This window comes from Acidiluteibacter ferrifornacis (assembly GCF_009909615.1).
GTDB classification, from domain to species: Bacteria; Bacteroidota; Bacteroidia; order Flavobacteriales_E; family Vicingaceae; genus Acidiluteibacter; species Acidiluteibacter ferrifornacis.
The window spans coordinates 242999-258157 of the sequence record NZ_WWNE01000003.1; the positions used below are offsets into that span (position 1 = coordinate 242999).

The window sequence follows — 15159 nt, forward strand, 5'->3', positions numbered from 1 at the left end:
GTAATCAACTAATTTGTATCTGTTGTATAATTCAGAATCTCTGGTTTTCTTGATTTGAATAGGCAAATTGCTTTCATTATAAGTGATGTCTAGTATTTTTCTACTGTCATCCGATTTTAAATTCCCTGTGCCATCATAGGTATACTGTCTATCATCAGTTGAACTTATTCCATTGGCAGCAGATAACTTATTGGTGTTCCCTTGAAATTGAAAATTCCACCCTTGCTTGGCATCTGCTCCATCAATGATTCTTTCCAATTGAGTGATATTTCCAACTTTGTCATAAGTATAAGTTGTTTTTCCAGTATTTACAGATCCAAAATCAGGAACATAAGCATTAGCAGCTACTAATCTATTCATTCCATCATAATCATAATTATAGATGGATGGTTGGTCAAACAGATTACCTGTATTGTAATTGGAAGAATTCTGCAATTTATAGGTCGACTTAATTCCATTGATATTACCATTGTAGTTTAGATCACCATTAGGCATATTGGAGTTTAAAATAGCCCTTTGGTTATCGTAATACAATTCATAATCGAACCAATTGCTATAACTTCCAGTAAGACGATCTCTAACATCGTAACTATAGTTTACTTTGTCAACCAAAACCGAATCTGCAGTAGATCGATAATAGTTCTTTTGTGATTTTACTCTTCCATAGACATCATCGTAGGTATAACTAGCTACTAAATTTCCTTCATTCTTATAGTTATAATAATTCGCATAAACTTCTTCCAATTGTCCTCTTGCATTCACCTCTTGATAAAACTGCATATCTAATTCGGTATCTGCATTTACATCAATATTATGTGTGCTATACAACCCATCATTATTGAATCCTGAATAAAATTGAGCTGTCGCCAAGCCTTTGTTAATACTAGAAATTCCGTTAGGATTGAACTGCTTTAGAACTGATTGAGTATAACCTTGAGGCGTATAGTCATAAGAGACCACCTCTATTATATTTGACGAGCTAAGAGATGGGTTCATATAGCTATCCGAATAACGGATCGTTTGATTCAATCTGCCTTTAGTGTTACTTCTATTTTGTAAAACAGGTAATAAATTATCATGTGTTGAAACATAATTGTAATTATTAATATCTCCATATAGCATCTCCAACCTTATCACCTCTTGCTCAAGATTTTCAAAAGGAGATAATGGCACAATCTCAGATATTATAACAGTTCCAGCATCAAAAGATTTTTTCTCATCGCTATTAGAGATCCAATCATAAGTACTCACATTTGAAAACTTATAATTGTAGTAATATGAATCATTGTTTATATCAGGGTCCCCCTCTTCATAGTTGGCATACAACATTTCATCTGCAAAACCCCCATGGGCATTATATGCCGTATATTTAATAGATGCTTCTCCCTTTGATTCTAGCCGACCATAATCATCATAACCAAATTTGGTATAATAAGGCAATTGGGTGCCTGAATAGAAGTTGATTCTTCCTAGACGCCCTTTTTCATCCTGAATCAAAGTTTGTTGTCCCGATTTATTATACATATAATTAGTAGTTCCTCCATCTATAGTATTGGTTTGATACAACCATCCTAATATATTGTAGCTGTAAGAACTTCTCTGATCTTTAGGATTAATTATAGTGCTCAATTGTCCTTGATTGTCATATCCACTAACCGTCACAAGCTTTGTGGTTCCTGTATTCTGTTTGGTAGCTAAAGTTTGTCCTGCTGTGTTGGTGTAACTAGTTGTTGCTTTTCCATCCTCATCAATTACAGTATGTTTGTTAAACCTATAATTAATTGAAATACCATCTGGCATAATTAAGTTTGTTTCCAAATTTCTTAAATCCAAATCACAAGCTAAACAGTATGCATTTACCACCTGATATTGGTGAATGGTCTTTTTTCCTCCAATACCGGTTTCTCCTACTTTAGCTGATTCCAATAATCTTCCTGTCCATTCGTCCTCAAAGGTATTCGTAGACGAAACATTCGGGTAGGCAACTAAATCATTACTCTGAGGTTTCGGTAGAAGATCAAGCCCTTTTCCATTGTCTTCAAAACCAAATGGCTTAAATTGTTCGACAACTCGATCTCTTACGTCATAAACTATTGGACCACTATACTGTGCTTTAAAAACAGAATCGCTATTGACACCATTTTCCAATTCAGCTGTAATGGATTGAAAGTCTCTTCCTAAAGGATCAATATATTTTCTATTTAAAATTGCCGTTTGATTGGAGTCATTCGGAAAGTGGATGGATTCCATAAAGTTTTCATGAGTGCGCATGCTAAAACTTTTAGTAGTGTCTCCTTGCCAGAAATTGTAACTATAACGATTAACTAATTTCCCATCTTTCCTTTCTTGCTTAATTCTACCATAAATATCGTATTGATAAGAACTTTTTGTGCCATAATCTACACTTTCGATAGACTTGATTGATAAATCTGGATAATAGGAATATTTAGTGGTTAAGCTATCGCTTCTGCCCGATCCAGTAATGACCTCCACAGGTCGATACCTATTACCTACACCTGCATATCTGCCTACGAACATATCACAAACAGTATCATTATAATAAACGTCTTCCATTGGATCATAAACGAACCTGGTTCTTAACCCTTTTTCATCCTCTATTAATTTAGGCAATCCTTGAATATTCCGTTCCAACACCGTTTGTTTTAAAAGTGCATCATATGGAAATATTGGATGGTAAAGTGTATCGTGAGGATTATTTGTTGGTTCAGTGTAAAATCCTAAAATAGAATTGTTGCCCAGTATTGATCCAAATGGGTTATGCGAACTTTCTTTACCAATAGTATCTATTTGATCATATATGGAACGTAAATAGATTGCATCTGCATTCATCCAACGAGGGTATTCTTGTTCAGGATTAAGATCATCCTCTATGGGTGGGCCTGGGCCTCTTGTTGGATCGTAAACAATCGAAGTGTCAATCCCAAACGACCTTATACATCTAATTGGCAATGAATAGTAGCTTGCCACTCTTGACACATGATCTATAATTTCAACTATAGCTTTTCCTTTTGGTACATTGACAAATGTAGTGTCAATCAATTTTCCGGATCCAAACTTGTAGAATTTCAATATTACAAAATCCTTGTTGAAATTTACCAGGAAACATGGATCAACTACTGAAGGATTACAGAGGTATGAATTACCGGTATCTTTGACTACCACATTGAAAAAAGTCGTTGGATCTTTACCCCACTTTCGATCATAAACATAATAACTTGACTTAACAAATGGTTTTATCTGACTCCCATTACTTGATTCTACTTTCTGTTCATAAGCAATTGATCTTAAACGATTTTTTTTTACCATCTTCATAGCCCCACTTTCAGGGAAGGAGACAGAAGTGCCATTTAACTTTTTAATTACAAATGTGTAGTAATCTCGACTCGTTCGAATTGTGTCATGGGTAAATCCATTTACGGTTTGATCATACTCAATATCGTATCTATCATACCGATTCTGCAAATCATAGTAGTAATAGTATTTTTTTATAGAATAGGCATTGGGGTTGTTTGGACTATAATTCTTCACACTATACAATTGCCAACTAGGTTCATATTTTAGATAAACAGAGTCTTTTGAAGAACCCAACAAATCTTTATATCCCGCTGACTTTGAAATACCCTTATAATTTGCTTTGTAGTAATCATACTCAGTAATCGATTTAATTTCCAAAGCTCCATTTCTTGATTGGGTTGAACAAGTTGAGGAGGAAGTTGGTAAATTCCCTTGAACATTCTCTAATTGACTGATTTCTTCGGTTGTAAAATTGCTTAAATTAGAATTTACTAAAGCCATCATAGATGGAGAGAGAGTTTGTGGAGAAGCCAGAAGAATATTCAATACATTTTCAGAATATGTAAGACCGCCTTTCTCAATCAGTCTTGCCAATACCGTTTCTGAAGGAAAATTTGCTTGATTGAGAAAAACATTTTCCACCTTGTTTCCACTAAAATTTATCGTGTCGTTTAGCAATGTGTATAGAACATCGCCAGATAAGTAACTATCATTGAGGAGTATTGCTTCAATAGTACTGTGAGGCAACATAGGTTCACTTCTCATGATAAACTTCAAGATGCTATCAGTGTGGCTCTCCTTAGAAGTAAATACATTTTCTACTATTGACCCATCAACGGATGTCTGCTTGAGCACCAATTCCTTTAAAACATTATCACTAATCGCTTGATTAAACTCTGAGAAATACCATTCAAATGCTTTAGCTTCTATCATTAAAGGATTGTTGAGCATAAACTTTTGCACTTCATCAGAAACACCTTGCTGTAAATTAAACAAATGAGCAAAGTTTTCTCCACCGTATTCTTCAGAGAATCTTTCTTGTGATAGAATTTTAATTATATAATCATCAGGCAGAGGAGAATTTAATTCAATGTTAGGCTTTAGTGCCTCATAATTTTCTACCTCTCCTATACTATTGTATAATTCCTGTCCGTTCCCTTCTTCTTCGCTTAATTCAGAGTTATTGACAAAACTTGGATTTGACGTAACGTCACCTCCTTCAGAATTAGAACCGCTGTAATCATCCAGAACAGGAGGATCTATAATGCAAGCATCAGGGAAGTAAAGAGTTTCTATTTCCTTGGATTTATTTATAAAGTAACTGTGCCTATCGAGAACAGACACATCACTAATATATTCCTGTTCGTAAAACCTAAACTCACCATATCTATGAAAATTTGAAAGTTTCACTTTTTCCTTATTGTTGTCAATTATAAAATTATCCGAAAATAGAGGGACATATCGATCTTGTGCTAGATAGTCAATGTAATCGAATTTAAAAAAAGCGTGATTATTTGCTGGGCGTTGTGCTCCATTTTCATAGGCCTTAATAACATTATACTCTATTTCCTTTTTACTGTATAATTCGTCGTTGTAGTTAAATTTCTCAATTTTCCAGTTTTTTGTAATCAGCACTTGACGAACTCCAGACAATTCATCAAAATTATAATTGTGATAGATTGTATAATTACGCTTACCATTTATTTCAGGCTCTAGTACTTTGACCGTTTTAAACCCATTAGTACTCGCGTTAAGAGTTTGAATATTATCATCAAAAGTTGGTGGACCAACTCTAATCTGACTTTTGTTGAACAATCCACTTAATTTATTATTACCATATTCGTAAGTCGTTGTACGCCAATTCACATCACCAGATCGCTCTTTAATTTCCTCTACACAAGCGGATACGGAGTATGCATAACTCTCATGATCAAAGGCTGAAAAATGATTTGCGTTAACACCTGCTTGGTCTAATACAATTAAATCATTATGAAAAGAATTAGCACTATTAATTCCATAATATTTGATTTTTTTCTCCTTTCCAAGTTGATCTGTTATCTTATTTAATAAGATTATATATCCTAAATTTCTATAATTATTTGTGTCTGTTAAACTTACATCTACACTTTTAAAATCAGCTCCATATTCAAAGAAGGTCGTAGGTGTTACTAAAAAACCTTGGTTCAAGTTAGACCTTGAGGGATCTGTTGGGATATTCTTTATAGCATTCAGAGTTATGAAATTAATAACTTTTCCTGTATTCAGATTTCCAGGAACTGAACTTTTACTTATAACATGCTTCGTATCAAATCTATTTAATTGTGTAACACCATATTCAAAATCCAATTGATGAACTAACACCCCTTTATCACCCGAACTGCGATTATACTCTCCAGTTCTAACGTATTTTTTAGCCGAAGCAAGCATATAAGTATTCTTGCAATACCTGATCAATTCCACTTCATTTAATTGCCCTACCGCTAAAGTAGGTTCATTGTTCCAAGTAAACTGATTATGAGTATCAGTATTAAACCAAAAATCATCAAAAACTGGATGTCCAAACATTCCTTGATAAAATGAATACATCATGTACCACGGCATACCTATCCCAAAATTCTTACTCACAGGCTTGTAAGTCAGCCTCACTTTATCAGATACTTGGGGGTCTCCAAGAGGAGGATAAGTTGTTAAAGCCATATTTAAAGTATTAGAATTGCTAACATATTCCATTTTAGAATTAAACACTTGATCAGAATTTGAAGGGCCAACTTGAATAAAAAATCCATTATTATCATTAGGCAAATCTTCCATAATAAATAAATTGGATGTTTCTATTGTTTGAGCACCTTGATAACTCGCCTCATTGCCAATAGTTGTCCATTTAACAGATGATCCAAAAGTTGAAAAAATAGACTCTTGAGCTGGGCTTGATTCTGCATTACTATTATAGTGGATGGATTGTATCCTTTGCGAGTTATTCAAGTTATCACTTGAATTAACAAAAGGAACCTGATCAAATTGATTTACATCAAGCATACGACCTGTTGCAATATTGATATCCACATTCATAAAATTGTGTCTAGTTGGATTATCTGAAGTTACTTTTGTTTTGACTTCATATATATCTCCTGGCACCAACGCTTCAGCATTGTTAATCCGATTGGACTCCAAATACCCATGATCAAAGTCTAAATAACTACTTGTACTATTAATCTTTTTAAAATGATAGCTATTTCCACTTGAAAGAATTGCCTCGTAAGGGTTATATCCATTAATCCAATCAGAACCTGAATAGTTTGTTTTTAAACTTAAATCATCATGAGCAGCATGCAAAAATCGCTTCCAATCTTTAAAATTATCTTTTACCCAGGCCGTGTTATTAGGTGTATTAATTCCTGATGCATAAACTGTTTTATAGTTGTATAAAGAATCATACCGTTTAACAGCCGGGTCATTCTTATGATTCAGCATTTGACTTGTGGCTAAACTCTTCGTTTCATACTCTAAATCAATATACATTCCACCCGAAAATCGATCATAAGCTTCTACTTTATATAAAAACACATCTCTGTATGTTTCAAATGACTGTAATGTTGTAAATTGACCAAAGTCAAAGATCTCTTTATATCTGTTGTAAAAATTTTTTTGAGTATATTCTTTAAAAAAGTTGAATTGACCGAATTTTTTATAATACAAACCGATGTATTGCCCAGGAATATTTCTATTGCTTATTCTAGTACAAAACCATTTTAATATTTCCACTTTTGGAGTAATCTGATTTCTTAAATCATTCTTTAGAAAATCACCATTTTTTACTTGAAAGGAGTCTACATTAAAATACGTATCTTTTGGATCTAAATCATTTTCATAATGAACGATCCCTTTGTCATGGTTTGGGCTTCTTACCCCATCTTGTTTTAAAGTAAAGTCATAAGTTGTCCCATCTTCTAAAACCACAATCCATTCTGTTTCATCTAATATTATCTCTGCATACTTTTCAAATGTACTAGGAGTAAAAATCTTTCTATTTAATGTATCGGAGTATTTATAAACGGCTCGACAATTCAATACACCTGGAATATTCACATTTACAGAATGCCAATAGATATCCCCTTCTTTTTGGCTTAAAGGTATTGGAATCGTAAAATATGGATCTTGATTTAATGCGTACCAAGAATTTCTTTGCATTCCTGAATACTCTCGATAGGTTGCAGTATTTAATGTAATTGTTGGAATACTTAAGTCCCAATTTTCTCCATAAGGAATCCCCTTTGCTACAGGCACCTTATTTCCAACCGTTGTAGAACTAGAATAGGATAAATTGAGTTCAAATTTTAAACCTCCTTCTGTAGATACTTCTCCTAAACTATATCCTCCTTGATAAGTTCCATTTAGCAAACTAACATTCGAACTAAAGCTACCTCCATTTGGAGCTTCTGCTTTCATAACTTGAGGAGACAAATCTCCAGGAGAGCTTCCTCCTACAATTTGAGAAAACCCGTTATAAAATAGTAAAAATGAACATACGAATAGTATGATTTTAGAGGAGGGTATGGACATAAGTTTAGTTTTTAAAAAATTAATTGCCTAAAGGAAAGCAAGATACAAATAAACATTTATTAACAAACGTTACAATCAACTATTTATTAGTCTATTATAGTAAATAATTCTTAAAACCCTAATAGTAAATTCCTTACGAATTAAAAAATTGAAGTACTCAATTGAAACAAGGGTAAGTACATGGAGATAAGAATTACCGCAACAAACCCACCTATAAAAACAATCAATACAGGCTCCATCAGGTTTCCGATGACATCCGTTTGGTATTCGATGTCTTTTGTGAACTGCTCATCCAGCTGCTTAAAAATAGTATCCAACTGATTCACTTCTTCTCCTACTTGAACTAATGCCACCATTTTTTTATTAAAAATTGGATATTTCAGCATACTATGATGGAGCGATTCTCCAATTAATATGTCCTTTTCTATAGCTTCCAAAGCAACTTCTAATGGATAAAAACCGACCATTTTTCTCACTAATTGTATTGAGTTTAACAGTGGATTCCGAGAGACCATCAACAACTGCATAGAATGGCTAAAACGTGCCAAATAGATTTTACTAATGAGTGTATTTACAAAAGGGATTTTTAATAGTAAGCCAGAAATAAATTTTCGCATCAACATATGATTCTTGAACGCGATTAACGGGATCAAACATGAAATAAGGATAAAGACAGCATACAGTCCATAAGCTGAGATCACATCTGACAACCGTAAAATCATCTTAGTTAACCATGGCAATTCGCCTCCAAATCGGGTAAAGACATCACTAAACATGGGTACAATAAAATTTAACATAAATACGACCGAACTCACTGCAACAAAAAACACAATTACTGGATACGAAAACGTATTAATGATTTTCCTTTTCTGTTCAATTTTCCGAGCATAGTATTTAGCTAAGTCCGCTAACACACTAAATACTCTTCCGCTTTCTTCTCCGATTTTTAGACTGAAATATTCATAATTGGAGAATAAGTTGGTAGATCGAATAGATTCTGACAAACTTCCTCCTGAGATGATTTGATTCTTTATTTTTTCTATAAACTCCTTTTCGACTTTATTCTCAGAACTATTCACTGCAATTTCTAATGCAGTCTTAATATCAATACCCGAAACCAACAATATGGAAAGTTCAGAATAAAACCGTTCTTTCTTTTTATCACTCAGTCCTTTCTTAAATTTAAAGTCTCGATTAAGAAATTCCAATAAGTTAAATTCAGAACCTTTGGCATCTGTTGAACTTTTGTTTGACTCAGACTTTAGCTTATTCAAATCAAAACTCATTGTCCCTCCTATTCATATCAATTAAGGATTCAGCTGTATATTCTTTCAATAGTATTATTCTCTTTTCCTCTTCTTGCTTAAATACAATGGTTAATGAATCAATAAAACCAATATTCATCGCCTTTCCTTTAAATCCGAAACCATAATTTATTTCATCAAATTTAAAAGTGTCTAGTCCTTCCTTTTGATTTCTTATCATAAAGTCCTCACTAATATCATAAATTGCATTAATAGAATCCTTCCCAAAAAACTTAAGTTCATTGCCTTCTATATAAATTAGATGAGCTTCAAAAAAATCTTTTTGCAATAGATAATTACTCTGCAAAAGCATCACATTTTGTGAGTTATGTTCGGAGTTATTGTGGAATAAATCAGCGGTTAAATGGAGAGCAGTATATCCAGCTGTAATCACAATAGCACTTATCGCTAAAGCAATCAACAACTCCAACAATGTAAATCCATTTAATTTAGCCTTGAAATTTCTTCCCATTTCACAATAGTTTCTTCTTGTTCATTTATGGCTTCCAATACAATGTGTACCAATTTAGTATTTTCCTCTAGAAGTTGAAACTTGGATTCTATTCGATACTCCTTATAGTACTCTTCTTTATCAATAAACTGCTTAGTTAAAGCACTTGTTTGAGCCGATTGCTGTAAAAATAATATCAACTCTGCTTTTCGATTAAAATTTGATTGATTTACTTTCACAATTAATAATGTGGTTATTCCAAAAGCCAACATCACAATAACCATTGCAACAATAGATTCTAAAATTGAAAATGCAGCTATTTTTTTACCATTCAAATTCACAGACAATCTCTTTAGTGGACACTTTATTCTCAACTGGAATATCAATTCCAACAAATGCTTTATTTAGTTTCAATGAATTAATTTCAGCGTCCAATAAGTGGTTCTCATAAATAGATGATGGAGTAGACAATATAAACGTTTCAGTATAAACCGAACCAAACACAGCTCCTCCCAAATACAATTGACCTAGACTATAAATTAGTCCTTCAACATTCGATTCTTTTTCAATTCTTATGAGTGCATTACTTTTGACTTCTACATCCGATGACAATTGAGCTATTGTACCAACGAAGCTACTCCCTTTGTCTATTGCTAAATACTGTCTAATATTACTTTCATCTTTAACTAAGCATAGTACTGAAGGATAGCCGAATTTACAATCTTTTTCAACTAAAATAGTATCAGAAGCAAATGCCTGTAATTTACCTTCAAACTCCTGTTTAAAAACAATTTTTTTGGCGTAAATCAGGACATCTTTAAATGCACAAGTGTTCTCAATATAGAGGGTTCCCTTTGACTTTAAGATTACGTTCCCTGTAACCTTCAACTGGTTTAAACGGGTTTGATCAGGCAACTGAACTACTATGGTTTTAGATGAAAAACCATTCTTAAAAAAAGCTACTTTATTCAACTCTTCTAAAGTAATAACGCTGTCTGCTATATTGGTAGACAAAAAGTTAGATATCACATTCTCATACAACTTCTTATTTAATTTTGGTAATTCACTTTTACTTTCTAAAACGTCACCATCAATCAATTTAGAACCCGCAAATCCCTTTCCATCCACATAAGCTCTCTTCACACCACTTTTTGGCAAATAAGCATTTCCTTTGATTATAGTTTTCCCACTCAATGATAAGGAGCGGTTATTATCTTTTAAGTAAAGTGAAATTCGATCGTTAAACTTATCCTTAATGCCAATAAGATAGACCTTTCCTACGCTGTTGTTTTTCCAAACAGATTCAACGGTGATTAACTCCATCAAACCCCACCATCGCTTTGATAGCTGAATCTCGCTTTGCTCATCTTCAAATAGCTTCCTTGTTGCTTTATATGGCAATTGAAAGCTATTTTCTTCTAGCAATAAATTGACCCCAGACTGCACGTAAGACTGCTGTTTTATTCGTTGGGTATAATCTATCAATTGAAGGTTGTAGTAATAAGAAGACAATACAATGGAGCCACTAATGATTGCCAAAATGGTCACAACAAAAAGCGCATACACCATTGATGAAGCTTTTAGCATTTTAGTTCGTTTCAATGGTTGAATCCTTTTTCTTCCAGAAGTTCAATTTTTTTCTTGGCTTAACCTCTTTGGTTTTCTTTTCTCCTTTTGTTTCTTTCACTTTTGATGACTTTTTACTTTCATCCTCTTGTTTTGGCTCTACTAAAACACCTTCCTTATATTTCACTTTATCCAAAAGAACTCCTTTATCATCAAATAGAGTGATCCATCCATTTTTATTACCCGCTTTGTAAGACCCTTTTTCAATTAAAACTTCCTTTGCATTATACACTTTATATTTCCCGTTCTTCTTTCCTGATTTATAAGAATATTCGGATAGCAAATTTCCATTTTCAAAATAGGTCACCTCTTTGCCTGCTTGTTCTCCTTTTTTCCAATTCTCAACTTTCGATTTTTGCCCATTTTGATACCAAGTCACCCAACTCTTAACTTTTAACCCATTCTCAAAATATCCTAGTTTTATTAACCTGCCTTCTTTATCTTTAATCTTGTATTCTCCGTGCAATAACTGCCCATCAAAGGCACCTTCGTTCGTCCAAATCTTATTGGAATAATACCAATGATAAATCTTTTGATCTTTTATTTTAAAAGAGGCATCATCCACCATTTTTACATCAGCCGTAATTACACTGTCTATACTTAAGATTCTCACTTCTCTAGTATTGGTATACTCATAATCTTTCAATTTTTGAGATTTCACAACAATGGTCGAGAAAAGAAAGAAAATGGAAACACTCCAAAAAAATACGCTCTGATTAACCCTTACTTTCATTTCTTGTATATTACTTTTTTCTCACTTTTATAAATCACTTGAATTGAATCTTTCTCAATTTTCAACACCTTAATCCCTTCGACCTCCTCATTCATTCGCATCAAATGATCTGAGGCATTTACTTTCAACAAAGCCACTTTCTCCTTTGAATTCTTCCGCTTGATCAAGCCTCCAAAAGTAATTGGAGGCCAAGCCAATGATTCACTTTTTTTTTGCCCTAAGATTTTTCGATTACTATTTTTTTCTACCCCATTGCTTTTGCCACTATAATTAACCCGTTGGGCTTGAAATGGATCTCTATAATTATTCAGTAATTGATATGATTCTATCTCCAACTCCCCCGCAATATTCTTGTCCATAGGTATAGAGGCTGTAATAATCGCCTCATCGAAGTCTCCAACCACGAGTTTATATCCAATCAACCCCCAAATGACAACCACTGCAATAATTAATATAAAAAGGACACGTTTGTCTTTCACTAGTTTATAACGAGTTTATTCAATTTTGAAAATAATCCAATATTCTCAGCTTTATCTATTGATTTCACTTTCCAATAATAAGTTCCATCTACCAATGAATCAGAATAATTTGGATTTAGAAGCTCCTTGTTCAGAACGATATTTGTCAACGATTGATTGGAATAAAGATACAGACTGTCAACCGCAACATCATTGGAGGTTCTATTCCATTGAATGGTATAATTATTCCCCTGTAATGAATCTACATTCACTATCCCAGGTGCTCTTGGAGCAGTTGTATCAACAATTAATGCTTTGTAAGTATAATTTGTAGAAGAGTTACTATTGATTGCCTTAACTCCCCAACTGTAATTTCCTTCATTTAATACTATTGCTCCTTCCGCCACTTCAGTGCCAGTTAGCGTATCCATATAAACCAATGTACCGAACTCGTTTTCGTTTCTTATTTCAAAAACATATTGATCGGCATTATAAATGGATTGCCATCGATAACCAATACTACCATTATTAGAATATAATTTTGAAGGTGTTAATAAAATAACAGTCACTCCATTTAAGTCAGATGTGCTGTCAATTTGAATTGTTCTTGTAGAGTAGGGAGTGACGTATCCACTGTTTTCACCTCTCACTCTCCACTGATAAACACCTGGAGTGAGGTTAAATAAAAATTGATTGGTCTCCACAATGGTATCTAATACATAATAATCCAATTGTGAAAAACTTTTACTAACAATCTGCAAATTATACCAATCTGCCCCATCAATTTCATCCCAATTAAACACTTGGGTGGAATAGGTCGTAACTAAACTATCATTAGGGTTGGTAAGAATAACCACCTTCCCTTCTAAATCTTCTTCTATAAATTCATCACAGGACACAAAAGCTCCTAATGCAAGGACTACCAATAAATAAAATAAATATTTTCTTTTCATTTTACAGATTTTAATGATTGAATATAAACCGTCGTTTCTAGATCCCTTTGCTTATTTCTAAAGTTCACTTTCACTGAAAAATCAGCAGAGACCATTTTTCCTAGGCGTTCTTTTTCTTCCAAATAATAGATCAACTCTAAAGCATCACTATAATTACTCTCAAATTTAAATACAAATGTCTCTAATTCATATCCTTTTTGAGTAGTATTGAAAGGTTCTGGAAAACTGGTTAATTTTATGTTTTTATCCTCAATGTAGCTTGATATTTTAGCCAATAAAGTGTGCTGAAAATTCTCAACATTTTCAGAATTTCCAATCAACTGATCCAATTGTGCCACTTGATTTTCTAACTGCTGTAAAAGTTCAGGAGAATTATTTACTTCCTCCAACTGTATTGCCTTTTCTATATAATTAGCTCTAGCCTCAACGGTCTCAGAAATTGACAATTGATAGCAAACTATTAAAAAGAATATAAAAAAAGCCAATAAAGCGCTATTCTTCTGTTTATATGTAAAGTTACTTAACACTCTATTTTACAATTATTTTAAGCGTAAATTCTCCTACATTTCGATTCTTTATCGTTTCATAATCTATAATTCCCACTTCAGCTATCCACTCAAATGCATTGAGCTGTTGAACCCAATTATTCAAGTCTATTGTATTTTTAGATTCTCCACTTACTATTATTTCTCCAAATAGAAATGAGGGAGATTCATCCGCTTTTAATTTCTTTTTGAGTCTTGGATTAATTTCTATTTGATTCAACAATATATTTTTAGGCACCGTTGCTGCAACTCGATCGGCTTTAAAAGCAACTAACTCCGGAGTAATCAATCCGCTCTTCTCAAAGAATACTCTTTTCTCAGCGACTTCTTTTTCAAGCTCATTTACCTTTACCGTATTGACACTCTTTTCAGACAATTCACTTTGAACCTGATTCAATTTGGCATTGTAATAATCAAACAATAAAAAATTAACTAACAATAAAATCAAACAAAAGATAAGTGCTGCCCAGCCTCCCAATACAAAAAGTCTCTTCTGAGTAAAATCAATCTTGTTCTTGTTGATTGCATCTGGTTGATTGCTAATTTCCGCCCCCCTGACTCCAAAATGGATCAATCCATTAAAAAATGGAACTAAATACATTGACTCCAATTCTAAGTCATCAGCAATATTTATTACTCTTGTATCCGATTCTAAATGGTTGTCATTTTTTTCAATCGAAATAAGCTTACCATTTACAAACTTCCATTTATTCTGAAATAAGGAATAGTCGAACTGAGAAAAACTCTCCAGTTCTGAAATTGCCGATGGATTTAGTTCAAACGCTCCCAACATCAATTGGATTGGGGTTAAAGTAGCAGCACCCAAATCACTTATTATTTTATGGAGTAGGTCTCTTCTTAAAAAAGACACCCATGGTTCACCTTGAAGAATGACTCTTTGAATGTAATAATCCTCCACCTTAGCATTAGGCAATACTTGATCTAACGGATTCTCTTTGAATTCTTCCTTTAATCGAAAATGCATAATCCCCGATCCATCTATGGATAGATAAAGTGGAAGTTTACTTAATTCTAAATCACTAAACTCTTTTAGAAGTTCAAAATTTCCACTTCTCGTTACTTCAATAGCATTTCGTTCATTTTTTAGCTGACAATAAAGGTATTTCATGCCATCAGGGAGTAGTTGGATGTGAAGACCAACGACTTCCTTCCCTTTAAAAAAAGTGCTATTGTATAACTTGGACAACATCAAC

9 protein-coding genes and 1 pseudogene are annotated in these 15159 nt (G+C 33.3%); all 10 read right to left on the reverse strand.

The window, feature by feature from the left end:
- Positions 1-7875 (reverse strand): annotated as a pseudogene (locus GQN54_RS01390) (hypothetical protein); the annotation flags it as partial.
- A gap of 140 nt (positions 7876-8015) precedes the next feature.
- Positions 8016-9161 (reverse strand): type II secretion system F family protein, encoded by a 1146-nt coding sequence (locus GQN54_RS01395; RefSeq protein ID WP_160631211.1) that lies wholly within the window; start codon positions 9159-9161, stop codon positions 8016-8018.
- Entirely contained in the window at positions 9151-9651 is a 501-nt protein-coding gene (locus GQN54_RS01400) for a prepilin-type N-terminal cleavage/methylation domain-containing protein (RefSeq protein ID WP_160631213.1), read from the reverse strand. The genes GQN54_RS01395 and GQN54_RS01400 overlap by 11 nt, the downstream gene beginning before the upstream one ends.
- Positions 9624-9977 (reverse strand): hypothetical protein, encoded by a 354-nt coding sequence (locus GQN54_RS01405; RefSeq protein WP_207554781.1) that lies wholly within the window; start codon positions 9975-9977, stop codon positions 9624-9626. The genes GQN54_RS01400 and GQN54_RS01405 overlap by 28 nt, the downstream gene beginning before the upstream one ends.
- The gene (locus tag GQN54_RS01410; protein ID WP_207554782.1) at positions 9955-11232 is read right to left on the reverse strand and encodes a hypothetical protein; all 1278 of its coding nucleotides are present in this window, start codon (positions 11230-11232) and stop codon (positions 9955-9957) included. The genes GQN54_RS01405 and GQN54_RS01410 overlap by 23 nt, the downstream gene beginning before the upstream one ends.
- Positions 11219-11989, reverse strand: a complete 771-nt coding sequence (locus tag GQN54_RS01415) for a toxin-antitoxin system YwqK family antitoxin (RefSeq protein ID WP_160631219.1) — start codon at positions 11987-11989, stop codon at positions 11219-11221. The genes GQN54_RS01410 and GQN54_RS01415 overlap by 14 nt, the downstream gene beginning before the upstream one ends.
- The gene (locus tag GQN54_RS01420; protein WP_160631221.1) at positions 11986-12468 is read right to left on the reverse strand and encodes a hypothetical protein; all 483 of its coding nucleotides are present in this window, start codon (positions 12466-12468) and stop codon (positions 11986-11988) included. The genes GQN54_RS01415 and GQN54_RS01420 overlap by 4 nt, the downstream gene beginning before the upstream one ends.
- Positions 12468-13400, reverse strand: a complete 933-nt coding sequence (locus GQN54_RS01425) for a fibronectin type III domain-containing protein (RefSeq protein ID WP_160631223.1) — start codon at positions 13398-13400, stop codon at positions 12468-12470. The genes GQN54_RS01420 and GQN54_RS01425 overlap by 1 nt, the downstream gene beginning before the upstream one ends.
- Positions 13397-13927, reverse strand: a complete 531-nt coding sequence (locus GQN54_RS01430) for a hypothetical protein (protein ID WP_160631225.1) — start codon at positions 13925-13927, stop codon at positions 13397-13399. The genes GQN54_RS01425 and GQN54_RS01430 overlap by 4 nt, the downstream gene beginning before the upstream one ends.
- 1 nt (position 13928) lies before the next feature.
- Positions 13929-15155 (reverse strand): hypothetical protein, encoded by a 1227-nt coding sequence (locus GQN54_RS01435; RefSeq protein WP_160631227.1) that lies wholly within the window; start codon positions 15153-15155, stop codon positions 13929-13931.
- Positions 15156-15159 lie beyond the last annotated feature (4 nt).

What these genes read in the sequence shown, in the direction of transcription:
- GQN54_RS01395 (WP_160631211.1), bottom strand. Translation starts at nt 9,161, where the DNA reads ATGAGTTTTGATTTGAATAAGCTAAAGTCTGAGTCAAACAAAAGTTCA.
- GQN54_RS01400 (WP_160631213.1), bottom strand. Translation starts at nt 9,651, where the DNA reads ATGGGAAGAAATTTCAAGGCTAAATTAAATGGATTTACATTGTTGGAG.
- GQN54_RS01415 (WP_160631219.1), bottom strand. Translation starts at nt 11,989, where the DNA reads ATGAAAGTAAGGGTTAATCAGAGCGTATTTTTTTGGAGTGTTTCCATT.
- GQN54_RS01425 (WP_160631223.1), bottom strand. Translation starts at nt 13,400, where the DNA reads ATGAAAAGAAAATATTTATTTTATTTATTGGTAGTCCTTGCATTAGGA.
- GQN54_RS01435 (WP_160631227.1), bottom strand. Translation starts at nt 15,155, where the DNA reads ATGTTGTCCAAGTTATACAATAGCACTTTTTTTAAAGGGAAGGAAGTC.